The organism is Elusimicrobiota bacterium (genome assembly GCA_016182905.1).
GTDB lineage: Bacteria > Elusimicrobiota > Elusimicrobia > UBA1565 > UBA9628 > GWA2-66-18.
Genome location: JACPFR010000014.1, coordinates 36,968 through 61,959 on the forward strand (window position 1 = coordinate 36,968; position 24,992 = coordinate 61,959).

Genomic DNA, 24,992 nt, shown 5'->3' on the forward strand with positions numbered 1-24,992 from the left:
GCCTCACTTCTTGCCGCCGTCGATCGGAAGCTCGGGGATCGGGCTGACGGGAGGCTCGTTGGCGATCGGCGCCACGCGCGCCACCTTGTCCGACTCCTCGAGGCGCACGAGGCGCACGCCCTGGGTGTTGCGGGAGATGGTCTTGATGTCCTTGCAGCGCAGGCGGACGGCCTTGCCCTGCTCGGTCATCACCATCAGGTCGTCCTCGTCGGTGACGAGCTTCACGCCGATCACGGAGCCGTTGCGGTCCGTCGTCTTGATCGTGATGATGCCGCCGCCGCCGCGGTGTTGCCCGCGGTACTCGGAGAGCTCGGTGCGCTTGCCGTGGCCGTGCTCGCAGACCGTCAGCAAGGTCTTCTTCGTGTTCGGCGGGAAGACCTCCATGCCGACGACCTTGTCGTCCTTGTCGACGCGGATGCCGCGCACGCCGGCGGCGCCGCGACCCATCGAGCGGATGTCGCTCTCCGGGAAGCGGATGACCATGCCGTCCTTGGTGGCGACGAGCAGTTCGTCTTTTCCGGAGGTATGCTGCACTTCCACGAGGACGTCGCCCTCGTCGAGGGTGATCGCGATGATGCCGCTGCGGCGGATGTTCTCGAAGTCGCTAAGGGGCGTCTTCTTGACCGTTCCGTTGCGGGTCGCCATCGCCAGGAAGGTCTCCTGGCCTTTCTTTTCCTCGAACGAGCGGATGGCGATCGCGGAAGTGACCTTCTCTTCGCCGGTAAGAGCCAACAAATTAACAACGGCTTTACCGCGCGAAGTGCGGTTGCCTTCAGGGATCTCATACGCGCGCAGCGCGAAGACCCGGCCCCGGTTCGTGAAGAACAGGAGCGCGGCGTGGGTGTCGGTGACGAAGAAGTGCTCGATGAAGTCCTCTTCCTTCACGTCGGCGCCGGTGATGCCCTTGCCGCCGCGGCCCTGGGCCTGATAGGTGGCGACGGGGATGCGCTTGACGTAGCCGGTGTTGGAGAGGGAGATCACGACCTCCTCCTTCTGGATGAGGTCCTCGAGAGACATCTCGGCGGCCTCGGAGGTGATCTGGGTCTGGCGCGAGCGGCCGAAGGCGTCCTTGACGCCCTCGAGCTCCTTGACGATGATCGCGTAGACCTTCTTGACGTCGGCCAGGATCGCCTTGAGCTCGGCGATGCGCTTGACCAGCCCGTCGTACTCGTCCTGCAGGTCGCCGACCGAGAGCTTGGTCAGGTTGGCCAGGCGCATCTCGAGGATGGCGTTGGTCTGGGCCTTCGACAGCTCGAAGGCCTCCATCAGCTCGGTCCGGGCCGCGTCGGTATCCTTCGCGGCGCGGATGATCTTGATGACGCGGTCGATGTTCTTGATCGCGATGATCAGGCCTTCCAGGATATGGGCCCGGTCGAGGCACTTGCGCAGCTGGAACTTCGTGCGCCGGGTCACGACGACCTTGCGGTGCTGGATGAAGTGGCCGAGCATGTCGCGAACGCCGAGCACGCGCGGGCGCCCGTCGACGAGGGAGAGGAGGATCACGCCGAACGTCGTCTCCATCTGCGTGTGCTTGAGGAGCTGGTTGAGCACCACGTTCGCGTTGCCGTCGCGCTTGATCTCGATGACCACGCGCATGCCCTTGCGGTCGGACTCGTCGCGGATGTCGGAGATGTCGGGTATCTTCTTGTCGCGGACGAGGTCGGCGATCGTCTCGAGCAAGGTCGCCTTGTTGACCTGGTAGGGGAGCTCGTGGATGATGATGGCCTGGCGGTTGCCCTTGATGTCTTCGATCTCGGTCTTGGATTGGACCCGGACGGAGCCGCGTCCCGTCTCGAAGTAGTCCTTGATGCCCGCGCGGCCGCGCACGATGCCGCCGGTCGGGAAGTCGGGGCCCTTGATGATCTTCATCAGGTCCTTGTTCTCGATCTTCGGGTCCTTGATCAAAGTGATCGCCGCCTCGCAGACCTCGCCGAGGTTGTGCGGGGGGATGTTGGTCGCCATGCCGACGGCGATGCCCGACGAGCCGTTGACGAGCAGGTTCGGGACCTTCGCGGGCATGACCGACGGCTCGGTGGTGGTGCCGTCGAAGTTGGCGGTGAAGTCGACCGTGTCCTGGTCGATGTCGGACATGACCTCTTCGGCGATCTTGGCGAGCCGGCACTCCGTATAACGGTAAGCGGCAGCCGGGTCCCCGTCCACTGATCCGAAGTTGCCCTGGCCGTCGATGAGCGGGTGGAGCAGCGAGAACTCCTGGACCATGCGCACCATCGCGTCGTACACGGCGGAGTCGCCGTGCGGGTGGTACTTCTTGAGGACCTCGCCGACGACGCCGGCGCACTTCGAGTATTTCTTGTTCGAGGCGAGGCCTTCGTCGTGCATCGCGTACAGGATGCGGCGATGGACGGGCTTGAGGCCGTCGCGCACGTCGGGCAGGGCGCGGCCGACGATGACCGACATCGAGTAGTCGATGTAGGAGCCGCGCATCTCGGCGCCGAGGTCGCGCTGGATGATGTTGCCGGCGGGTTCGGGAGTGAGTTCGGGCTGATCGGGCTTGCTCATGATTATCTCCGAAGAGTGATTGCTTTACGGGCCGTTAGTTATCCACACGATTCACAACACGACTGTCGTCTACGACAGCGACGATCCGCCGCGTTCGATGATTCCGGACTTTCCTTTCAATACCGCGTGTCCTGCTAAATGTCGAGGTTCTTGACTTCCTTCGCGTGCTTCTCGATGAACAGCCGGCGCGGCTCGACCTTGTCGCCCATGAGGGTGACGAAGGCGCTCTCCGTGTCGGCGGCGTCGACGACCTTGACCTGGAGCAGGCGGCGGCGCTTCGGGTCCATCGTGGTCTCCCAGAGCTGCTCGGGGTTCATCTCGCCGAGACCTTTGTAGCGCTGGATCTGCGCGCCGTGGCGGCCGGCGTCGCGGACCATCTCGAGAAGGTCCTTCAAGCTGTAGCCGTCGACCTCGTTGTGCGAGGTCTTCGCGCGGAACAAGGGCTTGGTGTTCTCGTCGCGCATGACCTCGTACCACTTCAGGTCCAGGCCCATGTCCTTGAACTTCTTGGCCAACGTCTCGAGCTTGGCCATCTCCCAGAGCTCCTGCACGTCGGGCTCGAGGGATTCCTCGTCGGCCTCGCTGAGGGCGGACTCCTCGACGGGCGCCTCGCCGTCGGCGGGGGCGGCCTTCGCGGCGGGGGCCTTCTTCTTCTCGGCGCGCTCCGCGACGAGCTTGGCCTTCTGCTCGGCGACGTAGGCGTCGCGGTAGACCTTCCATTCCTTGTCGGAGTAGAAGAACTGGTACTCGCCGGCGCTCTTCTCGACGCGGTACAGGGGCAGCTTGCCGCTGGCCTGGTACTCGAGGAAGTCCTCGAGGTGCAGGCTCTTGCGGGCGATGTGGCGGATCAGGCTCTCGAGCTCGGCCAGGAGCTTGAGCAGGTCGCGCAGGTCCTCGGCGTCGAGCTTCTTCGACTTGCCGTTGGCCGGGTTGACCGCGGTGACTTCCAAAGAATTCCGTCCTTCATTGAGAAGCCACTGCTCCATCTTCTCCTCGGTGTCCACGTACATCTCCGTCTTGCCCTTCTTGACCTTGAAGAGCGGGGGCTGGGCGATGTAGATGTGGCCGTTCTCCACGAGCTGCTTCATCTGCCGGTAGAAGAAGGTCAGGATCAAGGTGCGGATATGCTGGCCGTCCACGTCGGCGTCGGCCATGATGATCAGCTTATGGTAGCGGAGCTTGTCCATCTTCAGGCCGTCCTCGCCTTCCCCGATGCCGGTCCCGATGGCCGAGATGAGAGTGCGGACTTCCTCGTTCGAGAGGATCTTGACCAGGCGCGCCTTCTCCACGTTCAAGATCTTGCCCTTGATGGGCAGGATCGCCTGGAACACGCGGTCGCGTCCCTGCTTGGCCGAGCCTCCGGCGGAGTCTCCCTCGACGATGAACAGCTCGGAGCGCTCCGGGTCGCGCTCCTGGCAGTCGGCGAGCTTGCCGGGCAGGCTCGAGCCGTCGAGCACGCCCTTGCGGCGGGTGAGGTCCTTGGCCTTGCGCGCGGCCTCGCGGGCCTCGGCGCCGGCGATCGCCTTGGCGCAGATGGACTTCGCGGTGGACGGGTTCTCCTCGAAGAACGTGACGAGCACGTCGCCCACGATGGACTTGACGATGCCCTCGACCTCGGCGTTGCCGAGCTTGGACTTCGTCTGGCCCTCGAACTGCGGGTTCTGGATCTTCGCGGACAGGACGGCGCACAGGCCTTCGCGCACGTCGTCGCCGGTCACGTTGAAGTTCTTGCCCTTCAGGAGGTCGTACTTCTTGATGTAGTCGTTGATGACGCGCGTCAGCGCCGAGCGGAAGCCCGCCAAGTGGGTCCCGCCCTCGGGCGTCTTGATGTTGTTGACGAAGGAGAACACCGTCTCGGAGTAGTCGTCGTTGTACTGGATCGCGAAGTCGACGATGACCTCGTCCTTCTCCTTGGTCATCGAGATCGGCTCGCGATGGACGACCTTCTTGTTGTGGTTGAGATGCTGGACGAACTGCGAGATGCCTCCCTCATAATGGAAGGCGTGGCGCTTGTCCTCGCGCTCGTCGGTGATGGAGATCTTCGCGCCGGCGTTGAGGAAAGCGAGTTCGCGCAGGCGGTTCGACAGGATCTCGAAGGAGTACATGTGCCCGTTGAAGATGTCGGGGTCGGGCTTGAAGGAGATCTTGGTGCCGTGGGAGTCGGAGTTGCCCGCGGCCTTCACGTCGGCCTCGGGCTTGCCGCGCTTGTAGTTCTGGATCCACATCTTGCCGTCGCGATGGACCTCGGCCTTCAGCCACTCGGACAGGGCGTTGACGCAGGTGACGCCGACGCCGTGCAGGCCGCCGGAGACCTTGTAGGCGCCCTTGTCGAACTTGCCGCCGGCGTGGAGCACGGTCAGGATGACCTCGAGGGCGGACTTGCCCTTGAACTTGGGGTCCTTCATCGGGTCGACGGGGATGCCCGAGCCGTCGTCCTTGACGGTGATCGAGTTGCCCTGGTGGATGAACACGTCGACGGTCGTGCAGCGGCCCGCCAAGATCTCGTCGACGGAGTTGTCGACGACCTCGTAGACCAGGTGGTGCAGGCCGGACGGGCCGGTGCTGCCGATGTACATCGCGGGGCGCTTGCGCACGGCCTCGAGCCCCTCGAGCACCTGGATGTTCGATGCGTCGTACTTCTCGTCCTTCTTAGCCATATCTGTCGTCTCCATCGCAGCTTCGGACATTCCGCCTCCGCTACCGATAAGTTGTTTTGACCGCCGTGATCCACGGACGACTGAAATATTTATTCAGGGACCTCAACAGGACCCCCGACCTCATCTGCAGTTCCTGGGCCGCCGCAGCGCTCTTCGGCCTCACGAACAAAGTCCCCTTCTTGACGGCCACGAGCGCCCAGTGCTTGGCGTAGGCGCCGCACTCCTTGTCCCACACCGCGTTCAGCAGGGACAACTTGTCGTTGACCGTGCCGGCGCGGTACGAAAAACTCTTGACCAGGTCGCCGGCGGTGGACCAGCGCCCGGGCTTCTCCCTTTCCGCGGTCACAGCCTCATCGGCATGACGACGAACTTATAGTCGCCCTCGCCGCCGGCCGGCTCGAAGAGGGCCGGGTTGACGGGGCTCGTCATCGCCACCGACACGGTGTCCGTGTCGACGTGCTTCAAGGCGTCGATGACGAACTGAGGGTTGAAGGCCACGGAGAACTCCGCGCCGGGGTACTCCACCGCGAGATCCTCGTTGAACTCGTTGTTCTGGCTCGAGGAGGTGACGTGCAGCGCCCCCTTCTTTAAAGCGTATTTGACGGAGCCTCCGCGGTCGACGGCGCAGAGCGAGGCGCGCTTGGTCACGGCGAGGAGGTCCTTGGTCGAGGCGGTGAAGACGACCTCCCGCTTCGTCGGGATGACCTGATCGTAGTTGGGGAACGCCCCTCCCACGAGGCGGGAGAGGATGGTCGTGTCCTTGAGCTGGAACGTGATCTGGTTCTCCGTCACCGCCACGAGGATCTTCTGGTCGTCGTTCTCCTCGATCTCGAGCAAGGTGACGAGCCGGAGGAGCTCGGAAAGGACCTTCGTCGGCACGATGACCGAGAACTCCTTGTCCTTCGGGATGATCTTTTTCGCGCACACCGCGAGGCGGCGGCCGTCGGTGGAGACCATCTCGAGGACGCCCTTGCGCGCGGCCCAGAAGACGCCGTTGAGCACGTGGCGGGTCTCGTCGGAGGAGGCCGCGAAGATCGTCTTCTTGATCATGCCGGCCACGATCCCGGCGGGCATCTCGAAGGACGTGGCCTTGTTGAATTCGGGCAGGACGGGGTATTCGGACTTCGGGGAGCCCACGATGCCGAAGCGCGAGCGCCCGCACTTCAAGGATATCTTCCCGCCCGCGTCCACTGAGAGTTCGATGTCCTGGGATTCCGGGAGGCTGTGGAGGATGTCCGCGAACTTCTTGGCTGGGATGGTGATGGAGCCGTCGGTCTCGATCTCGGCCTTGATGTAGTGCTTGACGCCCATCTCGAGGTCGGTCGAAATGACCTTCACCTTCTCGTCTTCGGTCTCCAAAAGGAAGTTCAAGAGGATCGGGAGCGTGGTCCGGCTGGACAGGGCGGACTGGATGGTCTGGACTCCCCGCGCCAGTTCTTCCTTGCTGATGTTTATTTTCATTTAAATCATCCTCTCCGTCATCGAGCGGGGGACGCGGTGGATAACCCGGCTCCCCTTGGTGAATATCCGTCCGGACTCTGTGGATAACTCTCCCGGCTTATCCACACTGTCCACAGTTCGGCGCGCCGTCCACGATCGTCGTAAAAAGTACACGAACTGTTCACAGGCCGGATGTACACGCGGCGGACACATGGCGGTCATCTTTCCGCCGCCTTGATGTCCGCCTGCAGCTTGTTGATCAGCTCGAGGAAGAACGGGTCCTCCTCGATCTTCTTCTCGATCTTCTTGCGCGCGTGCAGCACCGTCGAGTGGTCCTTGCCGCCGAAGGCCCGGCCGATGTCGGTCGAGGACAGCTCCGTCATCACGCAGGACAGGTACATCGCGACCTGGCGGGGCATCGAGATGGACACGGTGCGCTGATGCCCCTTGAGGTCCTTGACGTCCACGGAATACTTGAGCGCGACGACCCGCTGGATCGTCTCGACCCTCACCGGGGAGGAGTCGTCGACGGCGATCGAGTCCTTCAGGATGTCCCGGGCGTCGTCGACGGACAGGGGGGCGCCGGTCATCGCCTGGAAGGCCTTCAGGCGGATCAGGCAGCCCTCGAGCGCCCGGACGTTGGTCTTGACCGAGGAGGCGATGAAGAGGATGACGTCGTCGGGCGCGGTGAAGCCCTCGTGCGCGGCCTTCTTGCGCAGGATCGCGATGCGGGTCTCGAGGTCGGGCGGCTTGATGTCGGCGACGAAGCCCCACTCGAGCCGGGAGACCAGGCGCTGCTCGAGCGGCGACATCTCCTTCGGAGAGCGGTCCGAGCTGACGACGATCTGCTTGCGGGAGTCGAAGAGGGCGTTGAAGGTGTGGAAGAACTCCTGCTCCGAGCGGTCCTTGGCGATCAGGAACTGGATGTCGTCGATGAGCAGACAATCCAACGAACGGTAGCGGGCGCGGAAGGCGTCGATCTGGTTGTTCTGCACGGCGGCGATGAACTCGTTGACGAACTGCTCGCTGGTCGTGTAAAGGACGCGGGAGCGCGGATGATGGCGCCTGATCGCGTTGCCGATCGCGTGCATGATGTGGGTCTTGCCCAGGCCGACGCCGCCGTAGATCACGTACGGGTTGTACTGCGTGCCCGGGCTCTTCGAGATCGACTCCGCGGTCGCGCGCGCGAGGCGGTTCGACTCGCCGATGACGAAGGAGTCGAAGGTGTAGCGAGGGTTGAGCTCGGAGAGGGGGAAGTCGGACTGGGGCGAGGCCTCGGGCACGGGATCCGAGGGAGGAAGCACGCGCGTCAGGTCCCGCTCGACGCGGAAGTCGATGCCGATCTCCTGGCCGGAGAGGTCGCGCAGCAGCGAGATCAGCCGCTTCTGGTAGCGCTCCTTGATGCCGTCCGAGAAGAACTTGTTGGGGACCTTGAGCATCAGGACCCCGCCTTCGAGCGATATGGCCGAGACCGGCTTGAGCCAGAGCTCGGCGTTCTCATCGCCGATCTCCGAGCGCAGGCGCTCCACGGTCTGATTCCAGAGCTCGATTCCGTCGGCTATTTTCACAGGTTATTCACAGATGTGGATAACTCGGTTATCCACAGGATAAATGTTTTATTTATATGTGTTTATCTTAATAACGGCCGCAACGTCTCGCGACCGCGGTCGACGCGCCCGCGCGCCCCGGGAATTCTTCCCGGGACCGGGCTCCATACTACCAGTTTCTCTTCCATAGAGTCAACCCGAGGCCGGCGCCGACGGCGCCTCATTCGTTGACAGCGCGAGGGCCAACCGCTAGAATCTCTCACCTATGGAGATCCAACTGACGGCCAAGCAGCTCAAGATCACGCCCGCTCTGCGCGAGTACGTCCAGCAGAAAATGGGGAAGACCCAGAAATATTTCGACCATATCGTTTGGGGACAGGCTTTTCTCTTCGTGGAAAAGCGCTCTCATAAAGCGGAGATGATCGTGCACGCGCCGGGGCAGACGTTCCGCGCCATCGCGACGGCCGCGGACCTCTACTCGGCCATCGACCTCGCGTCCGACAAGATCGACGCGCAGCTCAAGAAGCACAAGGAGCGCATCAAGAGCCGCCACAAGCCGAAGACCTCCGACACGATGGCCGAGGCCGTGCCTCCCGTCGAGCCGTCCTTCGCGGTCTCGCGCCAGCCCGTCTATCCGATGACCCCCGAGCAGGCCTCGGCGGCGTTCGACTCGTCCGAGCGCGTGTTCCTCGTCTACCTCGACAAGGACACCGACCAGGTTCAGGTCCTCTACCGCCGCGAGGACGAGAGCCTCGGGATCATCCAGCCCGTCCGCAAGCTCAAGCGCTGACGCCGTGCACGCGACGGAACTGACCGTCGGCGAACTCCTCAAGGAGCAGGGCGAGAGGCTTCGCCTCGAGCTCCTGTCGGGAGAGAAGTCCCTCGGCCGCCGGATCACGGTGCCGGACCTCAATCGCCCCGGACTCGCGCTGTCGGGGTTCCTCGACCGCTTCCGCGCGGAGCGCGTGCAGATCTTCGGCAACGGCGAGCAGGCCTACTGCCAAAAAGCCGACGCCAAGAAGCTGGCGGACGCCCTGTCGGCGATGCTCTCCGTGGCCGAGCTGCCGTGCGTGATCGTCACGCACAACACGCCGGTGCCGCCGGCGCTGGCGCAGGCGTGCAAGAAGCACGGCGTGCCGCTGATGCGCTCCGCCTACGACACGACGACCTTGACCGGCGAATTGTCGGAGGCACTCGAGGCGCGCCTGGCGCCGGCGACCACCATGCACGGCGTGCTCGTCGACGTCTACGGTCTCGGCGTCATCATCCAGGGCGACTCCGGGATCGGCAAGTCGGAGTGCGCGCTCGAGCTGCTCAAGCGCGGACACATCCTCGTGGCCGACGACGCGGTGCAGATCCAGCACCGCCGCGGCGGCTATTTGAGAGGATCCTGCCCCGAGCCCCTCAAGAACCACATGGAGGTGCGCGGCCTCGGCGTCATCGACGTCAAGCTCCTCTTCGGCATCGGCGCGATCCTCGACCGCACGCGCATCGAGCTCGCGATCAAGCTCGAGGCGTGGACCGCGGGCACGGCGTACGATCGGACCGGGCTCGACGCCAAGAAGCTCTCCATCCTCGACGTGGAGATCCCGCTCATCCGCATCCCCGTCAGCCCGGGCCGCAACCTCGCCGTGCTCATCGAGGTCGCCGCGCTCAACCAGCGCCTGCGCTCGCAGGGCTACTTCTCGGCGGAGAACTTCAACCAGCGCCTCATCGAGCGCATGAAGACCAAGGAGCGCGGATGAAGAAGGCCGCGCCGAAGAAGATCTTCGTCATCACCGGCGTTTCGGGCGCGGGCAAGAGCCAGGCGCTCAAGGTGTTCGAGGACTTCGGCTGGTTCTGCGTCGACAACCTCCCGATCGCGCTGCTCGACGAGTTCGCGGCCTTCGTGCAGAAGTCGCCGGCGATGACGCGCGTGGCGCTGGGCATGGACGTCCGCGAGGGCAAGGTCCTCGGCGCGCTGCCGCCGCTGCTGCGGCGCCTGAAGAGCCAGGGCCTCGACGTCAACGTCCTGTTCATCGACGCGGCGGACGCGACGGTCATCCACCGCTTCTCGGAGACGCGCCACCGCCACCCGCTCGGCGGCAAGATCGCCGACGCGGTCAAGCAGGAGCGCCGCCTCCTCGCCCCGATCAAGGGCGCGGCCGACAAGGTCATCGACACGACGCGCCTGACGCTCGGCGAGCTCAAGGAGAAGATCTCCGAGACGCTCGGCCTGACGCTCACCCGGGAGATGACCTTGCAGGTCGTCAGCTTCGGCTACAAGCACGGCATGCCGATCGACGCGGACATCGTCATGGACGTCCGCTTCCTGCCGAACCCGCATTACCTGTCCGCCCTGCGCAAGAAGACCGGCCTCGACGAGCCCGTGCAGAAATACATCCTGGCCCAGCCCGTGGCCCGCAGGTTCCTCAACGACTGGCATAAGCTCATCTCGACCTTGCTCCCGCACTACGTGCGCGAGGGGAAATCCTACCTGACGATCGCCATCGGCTGCACCGGCGGCCGCCACCGGAGCGTGTTCTGCACGCGCTGGCTCGCGCAGAAGCTCCGCGCGACCGGCCACCCGGTCCAGGAGTTCCACCGGGACGTCACGCTGTGATCAATTTCATCGTCGTGACCCACGGGGAGTTCGGCGCGTACCTCGTCGAGGCCGCGGAAGGCATCGTCGGCCGCCAGGCCCAGGGCGTGCGCGTCGTGGCCACCTCCTCGCGCCAGTCGATCGAGGACATCCGGCGCCGCATCGAGCGCGCGCTGGCCGAGCTCGCCGGCCCGGACGGCGTGCTGGTGTTCACCGACATGCCGGGCGGCACGCCCAACAACGTGTCCTTCCCGCTGATCCGCGACGAGAAGAACGTCGAGATGATCAGCGGCGTCAACCTCTACATGCTCGTCTCCGCCTTCAGCGGCCGCTCTCAGCTGCCGCTGCCGCGCCTCGTCGAGAAGGTCGTCGCCGACGGGCAGAAGTCGATCAAGGACATCCGCGCGATGTTCGTCGCCGCGGTGGGGACCCGCTGATGGGCGTCACCTTACTCCGCGTCGACGACCGCCTCATCCACGGCCAGGTGGTCGAGGGCTGGGTGCCCTTCCTCAATGTGGACCTCGTCGTCGTCGTCTCCGACGCCGCGGCCGCCGACGAGATCCAGACCGCGCTGATGAAGATGGCGCTTCCCGCGTCCGTCGGCCTTCTCGTCCTTCCGGTCGCCGAGGCGGCCGCCTCCTTGACGTCCCCGCGGATGGCCGCTCGATCGGCGCTGGTCCTCGTTCCCGGCCCCGCCGAGGCCCTGGCCCTCGTCGAGAAGGGCCTGACGGTCGACCGGATCAACGTCGGCGGCCTCCACTACACGGTCGGCAAGGTCCAGCTCGGCCGCGCCCTCTTCCTCGACGAGAAAGACCGGCTCGCGCTGCGCGCTCTCGCGGCGAAGGGCGTCCGCCTCGAAGGGCGCGCGCTTCCCGGCGACGCCGAGGAAGACTTGACCGCCGCGCTGGAGGGCCGATGAGCGCCGCCGCCGCCTGCGCCGTGCTGGCCGTGCTCGAGCTCGACGCGGTCCTGGTCGCGCAGACCATGGTCTCGCGCCCGCTCATCGTGGGCGCGGTGCTCGGCGCGCTGACGGGCCAGGCGCAGGCCGGGATGCTGTTCGGCGCGGCGTTCGAGCTGTTGAGCCTGTGCGACCTTCCCGTCGGCGGCTGCCTGACCTGGTCGGCGCCGGTCGCGGCGGGCACGGCGACGGCGCTCGCGGGCCGCGGGACGTCGTTCTCCCTCTGCTTCCTCGGCGGCGTCGCCGCCGGCGTCCTCCACGCCCGGGCGGAGGCCTTCGAGCGAGCCCGCCGCGCGTCGACCGGAGACGCCCTCGTCCGGCGCGCGGAGGCGGGCGGCCCGGCCCTCGGACGGGCCCTGGGCTCCTCGATCGCCCTGCACGCGGCGATGACCTTCGCGGTGGCCGGGGCGGTCGTCGCCGCCGTCGGCGCCGTGGACCGGGCCTGGTGGGCGGGCGCGCCCGCGGTCCTCCAGGGCGGCGCGGCGCTCGCGGCCTCGAGCGCGCCGTGGATCGGCCTGTCCGGACTCGCGGCCTGGGGGCTGAAGCGCTCATGAGCCTGCCCGTCATGACGCCGCGGATGAAGGCTCGGATCGCCGGGCGGCTGCTGCTGCTCCAGGCGCGTTGGGACCCCGCGCGGATGCAGGGCTCCGGCTTCGCCTTCGCCCTCGACCCGTGGCTCGAAGCCTGTTGGGCGGCCGAGCCGGCGGCTCTATCCGCCGCCCGCGGGCGCCATCTGGAGTATTTCAACACGCATCCGGTCGCGGCGTGGCTGGCCGCGGGCGTCGTCTGCCGCCAGGAGGCCGCGGCGGCCGCGCTGACGGGCGCGGCGCGCGAGGCGGCGATCGCCCGGCTCGTGACGCAGAAGGCGTCGCTCGGCGCGTCGCTCGCCGGCCTGTACGACTCGTTCTTCTGGGGCGGCCTGCGCCCCGCGAGCGCCTTGGCGGGCATACTCGCCGCGCAGGGGGCCTACTGGCTCGGACTGCCTCACGCTCCGGCCTGGGCGGCGGCGACCGCGCTGTGCGTCTACAACGTCCCGGCCCTGGCCGCGCGGGCGTACGGCCTGCAGCGCGGGCTCGCCGAGGGCGAGCGCGCCGTGATCGCCCTCACCCGCCTTCCCGTCCAATCCTGGATCGCGGGCCTGCGCCGGGCGACGGTCGGCGGCGCCATGGCGTCGTTCGCGATCGCCGCGGGGCTCCTCGGCGTCGGCGACCGCCTCACGGCGGCGCTGACCTTCGCCGCGGGGCTCGTCCTCACCTGGCGCGGGGTGTCCCCTCTCGCCCAGCTCGGGTTCGCGGGCCTCGGCGGCATGGCCGCCGCGGCCGCGGGGGTCCGGCCGTGATGGAAAAAACCATGACGATCAAGAACCGCATGGGCCTGCACGCGAGGCCCGCGGCGATGTTCGTCCAGGAAGCGGGCAAGTTCAAGAGCCAGATCTACGTCGTCAAGGACGGCCTCCAGGTCAACGGCAAGAGCGTGATGGGCCTCATGCTTCTGGCCGCGGAGAGCGGCTCCAAGCTCACTATCAAGGCCGACGGCCCCGACGAGGCGAAAGCCATCGAGGCCCTGGAAAAACTTTTCGAGCGCCGGTTCGATGAGACTTAACGAACGAATGAACCACAAAGACACAAAGACACAAAGAACGAAAAGAATGGTAACGGCAACGCGCGTTGCTGTTAACCCTTCCGCCGTTCCTGGTGTCTTGGTGTCTTTGTGGTCAAATCCGTTCCCGTCGGGGGCTTTCTCTTGATCGTTATCAAAGGGATAGCCGCCAGCCCCGGGATCGCGATCGGCCGCGCGTACGTGGTCGAGGACGAGGACATCGTCGTCGAGCGCGTGGAGATCCCGCGCGACAAGATCAAGGAGGAGGTCCGCCGCTTCAAGGTCGCGCAGAAGGCGACCCACCGCGACCTCGACTCCGCCGAGCAGAAGGTGCTCAAGGTCCTCGGCAAGCACCACGCCAAGCTCATCGACGCCCACCGCCTCATCCTGAAGGACTCGCTGATCACGCACGACGTGCCCAAGCGCATCCAGGAGGAGGGCGTCAACGCCGAGTTCGCGCTCTCCGAGGCCCTCGAGCAGGTCAACAGGCAATTCGAGCGCATGGAGGACGAGTTCTTCCGCGAGCGCCGCCACGACCTGTTCGACGTCGGCAAGCGCCTCCTCCTCCACCTGATGAAGCGCCAGAAGCGCTCGCTGGCGGACATCGACGAGGAGTGCATCCTCATCTCCCGCAACCTGCTGCCCTCCGACACGATGGGCCTCAAGGAGACGAAGATCATCGGCTTCGCCACCGACCTCGGCGGCAAGACGAGCCACACGGCCATCCTCGCCCAGAGCCTCGAGATCACCGCGGTCGTCGGCCTCTCCGACGTCAGCCGGCGGGTGCGCACGGGCGACACGGTCATCCTCGACGGCGAGCAGGGCCTCGTCATCATCAACCCCGGCCCCGAGACCGTCGCCAAGTACGAGAAGGTCCAATCGCGGGCCGAGGCCGAGGAGCGCTCTCTCGAGACGCTGAAGGGACAGCCCGCCGTCACGCTCGACGGCCGGGCGTTCAAGCTCGAGGCGAACCTCGACTCCCCCGAGGAGCTCAAGAACGTCGTCTCCCTGCAGGTCGACGGCGTCGGCCTCTTCCGCACCGAGTACCTCTTCCTCAACCGCACCGAGCCGCCCTCCGAGGAGGAGCAGGTCAAGGCGTACGCCGCCGCCGTCAAGGCGCTCGAGACCCGCGAGGTCATCATCCGCACGGCCGACATCGGCGGCGACCGCCTCTCCATGCTCGGCATCGAGGGGCCGAAGAACGAGACGAACCCGTTCATGGGCCTGCGCGGCGTCCGGCTCTTCCTGCGCCACCTCGACCTGTTCAAGACGCAGCTGCGCGCGATCCTGCGCGCCTCGCTCAAGGGCAAGGTCCGCGTGATGATCCCGATGGTCTCCGCCGTCGGCGAGGTCCTCGCCGCGCGGCGCCTGCTCGAGCAGGCGCGCGCCGAGCTCGCGGCGGAAGGCGTGGTCTTCAAGGAGGAGCTCGAGCTCGGCATCATGGTCGAGATCCCCTCGACGGCGATCCTTCTCGACGCGTTCCTGCCGCACGTGGACTTCGTCTCCATCGGCACGAACGACCTCATTCAATACACGCTGGCTGTCGACCGCATCAACGAGAACGTCACCCATCTCTACGACCCGTACCATCCCGCCGTCATCACCTTGCTCGACTCGATCGTGCGCGCGGCGCACGCCAAGGGCAAGTGGGTCGGCGTGTGCGGCGAGATGACCTCGGACCCGCGCGCGGTGCCGCTGCTCGTCGGGCTCGGCGTCGACGCGATGAGCGTCTCGCCGCGCATGTTCCTGCGCGTCAAGCAGACGATCCGCGGCCTCAAGCACGAGTCGATGAAGCGCCTCGTGGCGAAAGCGATCGCCTGCGCCGAGTCGGACGAAGTCCGGCGACTGCTCGAGCAGAACCCCTAGGACACCATGAGCGCCCCCGACCGCATCCGAAATTTCTCCATCATCGCCCATATCGACCACGGCAAATCCACCTTGGCGGACCGCCTGCTCGAGATGACCGGCACCATCGCCCGCCGCGACATGCAGGCCCAGATCATGGACTCGATGGAGCTCGAGCGCGAGCGCGGCATCACGATCAAGGCCAAGGCCGTGCGCATGGACTACGCCGCGCCCGACGGCCAGCAGTGGCTGCTCAACCTCATCGACACGCCCGGCCACGTGGACTTCACCTACGAGGTCAGCCGCGCGCTCGCCGCCTGCGAGGGCGCACTGCTCGTCGTCGACGCCACGCAGGGCGTCCAGGCGCAGACCTTGGCCAACGCGACGCTCGCCCAAGCGGTCGGTCTGCGCATCATCCCGGTCATCAACAAGATCGACCTTCCGTCGTCCGACGTCGACGGGACCCTGGAGCAGATCTTCGACGTGCTCAAGATCGTGGAGGACCCCGTCCTGATCTCCGCGAAGAGCGGCGAGGGCTGCCAGGCGGTCCTCGACGCGGTCGTCCGGGAGATCCCCGCCCCGGCCGGAGACCCGAAGGCCCCGCTCTCCGCGCTGATCTTCGACTCCTCCTACTCCACCTTCCGCGGCGTGATCCTGCTCGTGCGCGTCGTCGACGGCACGATGAAGAAGGGCATGCGCGTGAAGTTCTTCTCCACCGGCACCGAGGCGATCGTCGAGGAGGTCGGCTTCCTCAAGCCCAAGATGGTCCCCGCCGACACGCTCGGCGCCGGCGAGGCCGGCTACCTGATCTGCGGCATCAAGGACATCCACACCGTGCGCGTCGGCGACACGGTCATGGAGAAGGACCGTCCGCTGACGGCTCCCCTGCCGGGCTATAAAGAAGCCAAGCCGGTCGTCTTCGCCGGCATCTTCCCGATCGACCAGACCGAGTACACGGCCCTCAAGTACGCCCTCGACAAGCTCAACCTGGAGGACTCGTCCTTCAACTACATGGCCGACTCCTCGCAGGCGCTCGGCTTCGGCTACCGCCTCGGCTTCCTCGGCCTGCTGCACATGGACATCGTCAAGGAGCGTCTCACCCGCGAGTTCGGCCTCGACCTGATCGTGACCGCGCCGAACGTCATCTATCGCGTGCAGACCTACGAAGGCAAGTGGATCGTCATCGACAACCCGGCCAAGTTCCCCGAGCACGGCTTCATCAAGACCATCGAGGAGCCCTACGTCCTGCTGACCATCGTGCTGCCCATCGAGCACCAGGAGCCGGTCCTCAACCTCATCAAGGAGCGCCGCGGCGTGTACGTCGGCATCGAGTACCTCTCGCCCACGCGCATGCTCATCAAGTACGAGCTGCCGCTTGCCGAGATGGTCGTCAACTTCTACGACCGCCTCAAGTCGGTCTCCAAGGGCTACGCGACGCTCGACTACCAGCCGATCGGCGACCGCGAGTCGGACATGGTCAAGCTCGAGATCCTCATCCACGCCGAGCCCGTCGACGCGCTCTCCCAGATCGTGCACCGCGACAAGGCGCAGGACGTCGCGCGCAAGCTCTGCGAGAAGCTCAAGGAGCTCATCGACCGCCAGAACTTCGAGGTGGCGATCCAGGGCCGCGTCAACGGCAAGATCATCGCGCGCGAGACGATCGGCGCCAAGCGCAAGGACGTCATCGCCAAGTGCTACGGCGGCGACATCACGCGCAAGAAGAAATTGCTGGGCAAGCAGAAGGAAGGAAAGAAGCGGGCCAAGCTGATCGGCTCCGTCGAGGTCCCCCAAGAGGCGTTCCTCGCGGTGCTCAAGATCGACGAGGACGCCGGCTAGCCCGAGCGGCGCCTGTAACGAGGAATTTCATGGAAGAACGGTTGCTTTTCGTCGGCGTCTCTCTCGGTCTCTTCGCCTGGCACTCCCGCCGCTGGAAGGACCGCGGCGGCCCCGTCTCCCCGCTCCAGTCGGCGCTGTGGCACGCGCTGTTCTACGCGATCGCGGCCTTCTCCATCGTCATGATCCTGACCATGGTGTTCGAGGGCCGCACCAAGGTCATCGCGCTGTGGGCGCGCGTCCTGCGCGTGGGCGACCTCCTGCCCGCGCTCACGGCCGCCGCCGTCTTCGCCACCATCGGCTTCTGGCGCGCCTGGTCCAAGGGCGAGAGCGTGGAGAGCCGCCGCTTCTACCTCGACGACGACCTGGAGTGGGCGGACACCGTGTTCTCCTCGGCCCTGCTCGCCTGGGTCCTCATGACCTTCCTCATCCAGGCGTTCAAGATCCCGTCCGGCTCGATGGAGAAGACCTTGCTCATCGGCGACCATCTCTTCGTCAACAAGTTCGTCTACGGCCTGCGCGTGCCGCTGTGGGGCAAGCGCGTCCTGCCCCTGCGCAAGGTCCAGCGCGGCGACGTCATGGTCTTCGAGTTCCCGGTCACCGACCCGCGCGACACGCACTGCGGAAAGATCAACGCGGGGGAGAACTTCATCAAGCGCGTCATCGGCCTGCCCGGCGAGACGATCACCGTCAGCGCCGGGAAGGTCATCGTCGACGGCAAGCTGATGAGCGACGAGAACTACGCCCAGTGGGACGAGCCTTACCGCCAGCCCGAGTCGGTCCACGCCAAGGAGATCTCACCCGAGCGCTACCAGCGGCTCTGGCAGGAGCACAAGCTCGACCGCGAGCTTGGAGATATCCAGAAGGACTTCCTCGGGCCCGTGAAGGTCCCGGAGGGCGCCTACTTCATGATGGGCGACAACCGCGACCACTCCTGCGACTCGCGCTACTGGGGCCCCGTCGACGACCGCTTCATCAAGGGCAAGGCCTGGTTCATCTACTGGCCGCCGTCGCGCATGAAGGTCGTGCGCTAGCGGCGGGGACATCGGACTCGCGCCGGTGCGAGTCCATGGCCGGCTGTTTCCGGAAACAGCCGCGAGGCAGGAAAAAACTATTGATAATCACTATTCCCGGGAATAGTGATTATCCCGAGTGATTCCGGTTCGAGCGCGCCCACAGGAGCGTCACGCCGGCCATGGCCGCGGCGAAGCACGCCAAGTGAAGCGAACCCAGCCCGATCGTTCCTAATAAAGGATTGGCGTCGGACCAGGGCGCGAAGGGCCGGACGTCGCCGTGCATGAGCCCATCCAGAAAAGGATGGGAGGCTCCCCCGACCAGCCCTCCGGCGAGGATCCCGGCCGTCGAGACCTCGGATTTCAGGAAAGGGGAAGACGCTTCCAGCCGCGCGACGGGGCCGGGAGCCAGGCGGCGCAGGCCGAGGAATAAGATCGCGGTCGCCAAACCCGCCGACGTCGCCCCGATGAAGGTATGCAGCCCGCGATGGAGAGGATATTCGTGCTTCAGGATGTGATAGAGCGTCTCGCAATCGATGAGGACCTGCGCGGCGGCGAAGGTCGTCCAGGAGAAGCGGCCGGGCGCCAGGCCTTTCACCAGCAGTCCCGGCCCGAAATGGAACGGGGTAAAGGGCATCTAGTCTTCTCTCAGCAAGGCCGGCGCGCCGGCCGGGACGCCCTTGAGGCGGAATCCGATGTAGGCGACGCCGCCGACGAGCCCCATGAACTGGTCCTTCATCGTGTTCGCCACGTCCGGCTGGGCGCCGAGGCGGAATAAATAGTCGCCAAGGAACTCCGCGAACTCCCAAACGACGGTCGCGGCCGCGACCAGGCCGAAGACCATGATCGACTCGGCCGCCTTGCTCCCGACGCGGACCCAGCCGAGACGGTCGGCGTAGGCGACGACGACATGGAAGAAATAGGCGATGGCAGCGCCGCCGAGCAGGTGCATCGGCACGTCGAGGGAAGGGAGGACGTCATAGGCGTCGAAGCCGAGCGAGAGGACGCAATGGAGGATGAAAACGAGGCTCGGGGACCAGCCCGCCTCGATCAGGAACGGGAGGTGCTCCTTCAGCCTGGACAACGGACTCTTATCGATCTGATTCGTCACGCGGCCTCCGTCGACTTCATACCGATCTCGCCAAGAAAGACTTACAGGTCCGGACTCGCGCCGGCGCTAGCCCCGTCCGACTGTTTCTGGAAACAGTTCCGCCTAGAGGACCAGGCCGAAGCGCCGCGCCGCCGCGGCGTACGCCGCGTAGCCGGCGGCCGTCGCCGCGCAGGCCGCGCCGAGCGCCGGCCAGTAGCCCCAGCCGCGCTTGAGCAGGGCGGGGAGCACCAGGAAGAAGAGCAGCGAGGGCAGGACCGCCCAGAAGACCCCGCTCGTCATCGCGGCGGCGCGCGCCGTGTCCTTCGTCTCGACGTACAGCCACGTGACGGCGAGCAGCGACGATAAGGGAAGGGAGATCAGGATCGCGCCCGCGAAGGTCGAGCGCTTGCCGAGCTCGGAGGCGCCGGCGATGATCAGCGCGGACACGACGAGCTTCAGCGCGAAGAGCATCAGCCCTCGTAGCCCTGGGGGTTCTGCTTCTGCCAGTTCCAGGAGTCGGCGCACATCTCATCGAGGCCGCGGGTCGTCTCCCAGCCGAGCTTTTTCTTCGCCAGCGAGGCGTCGGCCCAGATGGCGGCGGCGTCGCCGGGGCGGCGCGGCATGATCTTGTGCGGGATGGTCTTGCCGGCGGCCTTGGCGGCGGCGGCGATCACCTCGAGCACGGAGTAGCCGCGTCCGGCGCCGAGGTTGACGGCCTGGGCGCCCTTGAACGAGTCGAGCTTGTCGAGCGCGGCGACGTGGCCCTGGGCCAGGTCCACGACGTGGATGTAGTCGCGCACGCCGGTGCCGTCGTGGGTGGGGTAGTCCCCGCCCCAGACGTTGACGGACTCCTGGCGGCCGACGGCGGTCTGCATGACGAACGGCATCAGATTGTTGGGCACGCCGCGCGGGTCCTCGCCGATGCGGCCGCTCTCGTGGGCGCCGACCGGGTTGAAGTAGCGCAGCAGCGCGATCTTCCAGCGCTTGTCCTCGCTCGCCAGCTCGTAGCACATGTCTTCGATATCTAATTTCGTCTTGCCGTAAGGATTCACGGCCGATCTCGGGTGGCGCTCATCCACGGGGTTTTTTTCGACGGCGCCGTAGACCGTACAGGACGACGAGAAGACGAGGCGGCGGCAGTCGCCCTTCTCCAGCGCCGCGAGCAGGTGGTGGGTTCCCAGGACGTTGTTGTCCATGTAGAGCTGGGGCTTCTCGACGGACTCCCCGACGGCCTTCAGGCCCGCGAAATGCATGACCGCGTCGAAGCCTTCCCCGATCAGCGCGTCCAAACCGTCGGGGTCGCGCAGGTCGAGCTTCTCGAGGCGCATCGGCTTGCCCGCCAGCGCCTTGACGCGCTCGATGGATTCCGGGGAGGAGTTGGAGAAGTTGTCGAAGCCGACGACCTCGTGGCCGGCCTTCAGCAGCTCGAGGCAGGCGTGGCTGCCGATGTAGCCCGAGGCGCCGGTGACGAGGACCTTCATCAGAAGGGCGTCATCGCGCTCTGCAGGTGGTAATAAGGAGGGCGCGCGCGGTAGCGCGAGATGCACTCCTTCATGATCTCCTCGATGAAGTCGGCGTAGTTGTGGCCGATCACCTCGGCGCAGGCCGGCACGCAGTCGCCGTCGGAGATCGACGGGTTCGGGTTGATCTCGAGGATGTACGGGTTGCCGGAGCGGTCGACGCGGACCTCTATGCGCGCGTAGTCGTGGCAGTCGAAGATGCGGTAGGCGTCGAGGCAGATCTCGGAGATCAGGGCGGAGAGCTTCTGGGAGTACTTGGCCGGCCTCTCGACCCGGATTTTTGAATAAACGGAATTCTCCTCCCACTTCGCCTGGAAGGGGTAGATGCCCCAGGTCCCCTTGGGCAGGTCGTCGAAGATGGAGCGCGACAGCGGCAGCACCTTCACGCGGTCCTCGTTGCCCATGATGGAGACGTCGACCTCGTCGCCCTCGATGAATTCTTCGATCAGAACGGGACGATTGTACTTCTCGAGGAGCATCGCGACCTGGTCCTTCAAGGCCTTCAGGCTCGTCACGACCGACATGTTCGAGATGCCGATCGAGTTGTCCGTATTGGCCAATTTGACCATCAACGGATAACGAAGGTCCTCGCGGATGGGTTCGTTCTTCTCGAAGACGTAGTCGAACTTGGGCGTGGGCAGGCCGTGCTGCTCCAGGATCTTCTTCACCTTGATCTTGTCGATGCACAGCGCCAACGTAAGAGGATTGGAGCCGGTGTATGGGATTCCCAAGCAGTCGAGAATGGCCGCGGCATGGGGTTCCAGCAAGGACGAATTATTGATCCGCTCGCAGACGTTGAAGATCATGTCCACGTTGGCGTTGGCGATCTTGTCGAACGGCAGCGGCGTTTCATTCATGTCGAAGAACGTGACCTTGTGGCCCTTCGATTCGACGGCCTTTTGGATATTCCGGCCCACCGACGTCAAATCCGAATGGACCGCACCTTCTTCGCCGCCTTCGGCGTCGAAGATATTGCAGAGAATCCCGACATGTAGAGATTTCTTATCGAACCCAGTACCACGCACTTTTTCAATGCGTGCGGATTGAAGGATGCGGCGGCGGGAGACTTGAGCCGCGCCGAAGCGGTTCTTGCGCCTGGTCTTTCCCAAAGACGAGGTCGAGTCGAAGCGCACGATGTTGATGGAGACCTGGCGCAGGGTCTCGTCGAGGTTCTCCTCGGCCTCGGCGTAGGTGTCGCCGCGGCCGACGACCCAGCCGATCGTCTCGAAGCCTTCCGGCGGGACGAGCACGGCGTCGCCGGGCTCCTTCTGCACCGCGATCTCGTGGACCTTGGCGGGGTCGGGCTTCTCCTGGGGGAACTTGACCCCGGTGACGACGCCGGAGTACTCGGGTATGAGGTACTTGCCGACGAGGTGGCAGCGGGGATCCTTGAGGCGCTTGGGGCGGCAGTCCTGGCCGACGGCGATGCGCGCGGCCTCCTCGATGACGTCGACCTCCCAGACGGTCTTGATCCAGTCGTGGAGGTAGTCGCCGCCCATGCGCGCGTTGATCTCGACGAGCTTGGGGCCCGAGGGAGTGATCTTCGCCTCGAGGTGCAGCGCGCCGTTGGTCAGGCCCAAAGTCTTGACGACCTCCTTGGCCATGCGCAAAGTGTCGGAGAGGTCCTTGTCCTCGTGCCGGGACGGCATCGCGTCGCCGGTCTCGACGAAGAACGGCTCCTTGGTCGGGAAGTTGTCGTTGAAGGCGTGGAACTTGACCTCGCCGTTCTGCGCCAGCAGGTCGACGTCGATCTCGGCCCCGTCCATGAACTCTTCCGCGAGGATGTCCGTGCCGTACTTGTAGATGGGATCGAAGGCCGGCGTCATGTTCGTCTTGATGTAGTCGAGCGCCTTCTTCGCCTCGTCGAGATTGTCGAGCTTGACGACGAACTGCGACTTCACGCCCCACGCCGGCTTGAGCACGAGGGGGAAGCCGATGCGCGCCGCGGCCTTCTCGAGGTCGGTGTGGCTCTTGATCAGCGCCCACGCCGGCTGGTACTTGCCGAGCTTGGCGTTCTCGAGCGTCTGGCGCGTCAGGTACTTGTTGCGCGCGTTGAGCGCGGCCTGCGGCGTGTGGCCGATCCAGCCGAAGCGCTGCGCCAAGGTCGCGCACAGCGGCACCGCGTTCTCCCAGAAGGTGATGACGCCGTCGATCTTCTGCGTCTTGACGAGCTCCTCGACCTTCGCCACGCACGCGACCTCGTCGAGCGGGTCGCATTCGACGAAGCCGTCGGTGAGCTTGCTGACCCAGTTCGCCTCGGAGGACATCAGGATCATCTTCGAGCCCAGCTCCTTGAGGCGCGTGTAGATGAACTTCTTCTTCGGGTTGGGCGAGGAGATGACGAGAAGGGTCTTGTTGCGGAGGTCGGAGGAAGGCTCGGCGGCGACGGGCTCGGCGTGGCTCATGATGATAGTGTAGGGCATTCCCCGACGGGAATCAAATCGGCTACAATCCGGGAATCATGACTCCGGATATGAACCTGGTCGGCCTGTCCCAGCCGCTGCGCCACGCGCTCCAGGCGCTCGCGGTCGTGGCCGCGCGCCCCGGCGAGGCGCTGGAGCTGACCGGGATCGCGCGGCGCTTCTCGCTGCCGGAGGCCGCGCTCGCGAAGAGCTTCCAGGCCCTGGTCCGCGCGGGCGTGCTGAACTCCCGGCGCGGCCCCAACGGCGGCTACCGCCTGGACCGTCCGGCGAAGGAGGTCACGCTCGCCGAGGTCATCGAGGCGCTCGGCGGCAGCGACCGGCGGCACGGGCGCTGCCTGCTCGAGGAGCGGCAATGCTCCGCCGGCGGGACCTGCGCGCTGCACGCCGCGGCCGTCGAGGCCGACGAGCGCATGCGCTCGTCGCTGCGCTCTCTCACTTTGGCCGATCTCAAGCTGCCGCGGAAGTCCAAGCGCGCTTGATCCCCGGCCTGCTCCTCGCCGCGGCGCTCGCCGTCCGCGCGGAGCCGGCCCCCCAGGCGTCGAAGCTTCCCGAGGACCTCGGCCCCGCGACGATCGACGTCTCGAGCTACCCTCCCGAGCAGCGCCGCGTCTACAAGGAGGTGTTCCTGCGCGTTTACGGGTTCCTCGACGGCGGCCCGGCGCGGGCGATCAACTCGCCCCTGCTCGAGATCGACCCCGCGGGGGAAGCGGCCGAGCGCCGGGCTCATCCCGGGGAGTACTCGGACGCGAGCCTCGTCGCCCCTTCGCGCGACGGCTGGCGCCGGGAGGTTCTGCGCGTCAAGCTGCGGCCCCCGTGCTGCGGCGCCTGCCCTGTCCTGTCGGGGGAGGAGGCGCGGCAATTGTGGAACTTTTTGGTGTATGATTCGGTTCGCCGCAAGACCGGCCCGGCCGCCGCGGCCTGGTTCTCGAGCCGCCGTGAGCTGATCCGCCGTTTCGCCGCCGGAAAGGGGGGGAAATGAGAATCATCGCCATCGCCGCCGCCGTGCTGCTGTCCGCGACGGTCCGCGCCGCGGAAACGATCGAGAACGCCGTCCTGACCGCCGCGCCCGAGGTCCCGCCGGCCGTCGCCCGCAAGGCCCCAGCCACGGTCAAGGTCCTGCTCGAGACGAAAGAGGCGACGGGTCCGCTGCTGGAGAGCATCGGCAATCCGACCTTGTACCGCTTCTGGACCTTCAACGGGACGGTGCCGGGCCCGTTCATCCGCGTGCGCGAGGGCGACACGCTGGACCTCACGCTGAAGAACCCCTCGACCAGTTCGATGGCGCACAACATCGACCTGCACGCGGTCACCGGTCCCGGCGGGGGCGCGGCGGTCACCTTGGCCAAGCCGGGCGAGACCGCGCGGGCCCGCTTCAAGATGCTGGCCCCCGGACTGTACGTCTACCACTGCGCCGCGCCGCCGGTCACCGATCACATCGCCAACGGCATGTACGGCTTGATCCTCGTCGAGCCAAAGGAGGGCCTGCCGAAGGTCGACAAGGAGTTCTACGTCCTGCAGTCCGAGTTCTACACGAAGGAGGAGCTCGGCTTCGAGGGGCTGACGACCTACGCTCCGGAGAAGGCCGCGGCCGAGACGCCGACCTACGTCGTCTTCAACGGCAAGCACGGCTCGATGACGGAGGAGGGAGCCCTGAAGGCGAAAGTCGGCGACAAGGTCCGCGTCTACTTCGGCAACGCCGGCCCGAACAAGACCTCGTCGTTCCACGTCATCGGCACGATCTTCGACCGCGTCTTCCGCGAGGGCGGCCTGGCGAGGAGCGACGAGAACATCCAGACGACGGTGGTCCCGCCCGGCGGAGCCGCGACGGTCGAGTTCACCCTCAAGGTCCCCGGCGCCTACACCTTGGTCGATCACGCGATCTTCCGGCTCGAGAAGGGCGCCGTCGGGCTGCTCAACGCCGAGGGCCCCGAGGCGCCCGACCTCTACCGCGCCGTGAAATAAGAGA

General features: G+C 65.9%; 24 protein-coding genes. 14 read left to right on the plus strand and 10 right to left on the minus strand.

What is annotated here, in order from left to right:
* Nucleotides 1-3 precede the first annotated feature (3 nt).
* The 5 genes from gyrA to dnaA all read right to left on the minus strand — a co-directional run bounded on the left by gyrA (nucleotide 4) and on the right by dnaA (nucleotide 8,185).
* On the minus strand, nucleotides 4-2,520 hold the full coding sequence (gene gyrA, locus HYV14_05520; GenBank protein MBI2385458.1) for a DNA gyrase subunit A: 2,517 nt from the start codon (nucleotides 2,518-2,520) through the stop codon (nucleotides 4-6).
* Nucleotides 2,521-2,654: 134 nt separating this feature from the next.
* The gene (gyrB, locus tag HYV14_05525) at nucleotides 2,655-5,177 is read right to left on the minus strand and encodes a DNA topoisomerase (ATP-hydrolyzing) subunit B (protein MBI2385459.1); all 2,523 of its coding nucleotides are present in this window, start codon (nucleotides 5,175-5,177) and stop codon (nucleotides 2,655-2,657) included.
* 40 nt (nucleotides 5,178-5,217) lie between these two features.
* Nucleotides 5,218-5,523, minus strand: coding sequence for a DUF721 domain-containing protein (locus HYV14_05530; GenBank protein MBI2385460.1), 306 nt, complete (start codon nucleotides 5,521-5,523; stop codon nucleotides 5,218-5,220).
* Nucleotides 5,520-6,638: a DNA polymerase III subunit beta gene (dnaN, locus tag HYV14_05535; protein MBI2385461.1), complete on the minus strand. Its 1,119-nt coding sequence runs from the start codon at nucleotides 6,636-6,638 to the stop codon at nucleotides 5,520-5,522. The genes HYV14_05530 and dnaN overlap by 4 nt, the downstream gene beginning before the upstream one ends.
* A gap of 197 nt (nucleotides 6,639-6,835) precedes the next feature.
* A complete protein-coding gene (dnaA, locus tag HYV14_05540) occupies nucleotides 6,836-8,185 on the minus strand; it encodes a chromosomal replication initiator protein DnaA (GenBank protein ID MBI2385462.1) in 1,350 nt (449 codons plus the stop codon).
* 244 nt (nucleotides 8,186-8,429) lie between these two features.
* Between dnaA and raiA the strand changes: the two genes are divergently transcribed.
* From raiA to lepB, 11 genes are all read left to right on the plus strand, one after another.
* Entirely contained in the window at nucleotides 8,430-8,954 is a 525-nt protein-coding gene (gene raiA, locus HYV14_05545) for a ribosome-associated translation inhibitor RaiA (protein MBI2385463.1), read from the plus strand.
* Between the two features lie 4 nt (nucleotides 8,955-8,958).
* A complete protein-coding gene (gene hprK, locus HYV14_05550) occupies nucleotides 8,959-9,909 on the plus strand; it encodes an HPr(Ser) kinase/phosphatase (protein ID MBI2385464.1) in 951 nt (316 codons plus the stop codon).
* A complete protein-coding gene (rapZ, locus tag HYV14_05555; GenBank protein ID MBI2385465.1) occupies nucleotides 9,906-10,766 on the plus strand; it encodes an RNase adapter RapZ in 861 nt (286 codons plus the stop codon). Before hprK ends, rapZ begins: the two co-directional genes overlap by 4 nt.
* A complete protein-coding gene (locus tag HYV14_05560; GenBank protein ID MBI2385466.1) occupies nucleotides 10,763-11,182 on the plus strand; it encodes a PTS galactitol transporter subunit IIBC in 420 nt (139 codons plus the stop codon). The genes rapZ and HYV14_05560 overlap by 4 nt, the downstream gene beginning before the upstream one ends.
* Entirely contained in the window at nucleotides 11,182-11,664 is a 483-nt protein-coding gene (locus HYV14_05565; protein ID MBI2385467.1) for a PTS sugar transporter subunit IIB, read from the plus strand. The genes HYV14_05560 and HYV14_05565 overlap by 1 nt, the downstream gene beginning before the upstream one ends.
* Nucleotides 11,661-12,257 (plus strand): hypothetical protein, encoded by a 597-nt coding sequence (locus HYV14_05570; GenBank protein ID MBI2385468.1) that lies wholly within the window; start codon nucleotides 11,661-11,663, stop codon nucleotides 12,255-12,257. Before HYV14_05565 ends, HYV14_05570 begins: the two co-directional genes overlap by 4 nt.
* Complete coding sequence (locus HYV14_05575; protein ID MBI2385469.1) at nucleotides 12,254-13,042, plus strand: PTS system mannose/fructose/sorbose family transporter subunit IID; 789 nt, start codon at nucleotides 12,254-12,256, stop codon at nucleotides 13,040-13,042. The genes HYV14_05570 and HYV14_05575 overlap by 4 nt, the downstream gene beginning before the upstream one ends.
* Nucleotides 13,039-13,305 (plus strand): HPr family phosphocarrier protein, encoded by a 267-nt coding sequence (locus HYV14_05580; GenBank protein MBI2385470.1) that lies wholly within the window; start codon nucleotides 13,039-13,041, stop codon nucleotides 13,303-13,305. The genes HYV14_05575 and HYV14_05580 overlap by 4 nt, the downstream gene beginning before the upstream one ends.
* A gap of 141 nt (nucleotides 13,306-13,446) precedes the next feature.
* Nucleotides 13,447-15,168: a phosphoenolpyruvate--protein phosphotransferase gene (ptsP, locus tag HYV14_05585; GenBank protein ID MBI2385471.1), complete on the plus strand. Its 1,722-nt coding sequence runs from the start codon at nucleotides 13,447-13,449 to the stop codon at nucleotides 15,166-15,168.
* A 6-nt stretch (nucleotides 15,169-15,174) separates the two neighbouring features.
* Nucleotides 15,175-16,983, plus strand: coding sequence for an elongation factor 4 (lepA, locus tag HYV14_05590; protein ID MBI2385472.1), 1,809 nt, complete (start codon nucleotides 15,175-15,177; stop codon nucleotides 16,981-16,983).
* 191 nt (nucleotides 16,984-17,174) lie between these two features.
* Nucleotides 17,175-18,014, plus strand: a complete 840-nt coding sequence (gene lepB / locus HYV14_05595) for a signal peptidase I (protein MBI2385473.1) — start codon at nucleotides 17,175-17,177, stop codon at nucleotides 18,012-18,014.
* A 109-nt stretch (nucleotides 18,015-18,123) separates the two neighbouring features.
* Here lepB and HYV14_05600 read toward each other — a convergent pair whose 3' ends face one another.
* The 5 genes from HYV14_05600 to HYV14_05620 all read right to left on the minus strand — a co-directional run bounded on the left by HYV14_05600 (nucleotide 18,124) and on the right by HYV14_05620 (nucleotide 23,008).
* Nucleotides 18,124-18,630 carry a hypothetical protein gene (locus HYV14_05600; protein ID MBI2385474.1) on the minus strand — a complete coding sequence of 169 codons (507 nt, stop codon included), beginning with the start codon at nucleotides 18,628-18,630 and terminating at the stop codon, nucleotides 18,124-18,126.
* Nucleotides 18,631-19,077 carry a hypothetical protein gene (locus HYV14_05605; protein MBI2385475.1) on the minus strand — a complete coding sequence of 149 codons (447 nt, stop codon included), beginning with the start codon at nucleotides 19,075-19,077 and terminating at the stop codon, nucleotides 18,631-18,633.
* Nucleotides 19,078-19,206: 129 nt separating this feature from the next.
* Complete coding sequence (locus HYV14_05610) at nucleotides 19,207-19,557, minus strand: DUF3147 family protein (protein ID MBI2385476.1); 351 nt, start codon at nucleotides 19,555-19,557, stop codon at nucleotides 19,207-19,209.
* Nucleotides 19,554-20,564 carry a UDP-glucose 4-epimerase GalE gene (gene galE, locus HYV14_05615; GenBank protein MBI2385477.1) on the minus strand — a complete coding sequence of 337 codons (1,011 nt, stop codon included), beginning with the start codon at nucleotides 20,562-20,564 and terminating at the stop codon, nucleotides 19,554-19,556. Before galE ends, HYV14_05610 begins: the two co-directional genes overlap by 4 nt.
* Nucleotides 20,564-23,008, minus strand: coding sequence for an ATP-grasp domain-containing protein (locus tag HYV14_05620; protein MBI2385478.1), 2,445 nt, complete (start codon nucleotides 23,006-23,008; stop codon nucleotides 20,564-20,566). The genes galE and HYV14_05620 overlap by 1 nt, the downstream gene beginning before the upstream one ends.
* A 56-nt stretch (nucleotides 23,009-23,064) precedes the next feature.
* Here HYV14_05620 and HYV14_05625 point away from each other — a divergent pair, with 56 nt between their 5' ends.
* From HYV14_05625 to nirK, 3 genes are read left to right on the plus strand one after another with little or no spacing between them, the layout of a single operon-like run.
* Entirely contained in the window at nucleotides 23,065-23,505 is a 441-nt protein-coding gene (locus HYV14_05625; protein ID MBI2385479.1) for an Rrf2 family transcriptional regulator, read from the plus strand.
* Nucleotides 23,502-24,005 carry a hypothetical protein gene (locus HYV14_05630; GenBank protein MBI2385480.1) on the plus strand — a complete coding sequence of 168 codons (504 nt, stop codon included), beginning with the start codon at nucleotides 23,502-23,504 and terminating at the stop codon, nucleotides 24,003-24,005. Before HYV14_05625 ends, HYV14_05630 begins: the two co-directional genes overlap by 4 nt.
* Nucleotides 24,002-24,988, plus strand: coding sequence for a nitrite reductase, copper-containing (gene nirK / locus HYV14_05635; GenBank protein ID MBI2385481.1), 987 nt, complete (start codon nucleotides 24,002-24,004; stop codon nucleotides 24,986-24,988). The genes HYV14_05630 and nirK overlap by 4 nt, the downstream gene beginning before the upstream one ends.
* Nucleotides 24,989-24,992: the final 4 nt, after the last annotated feature.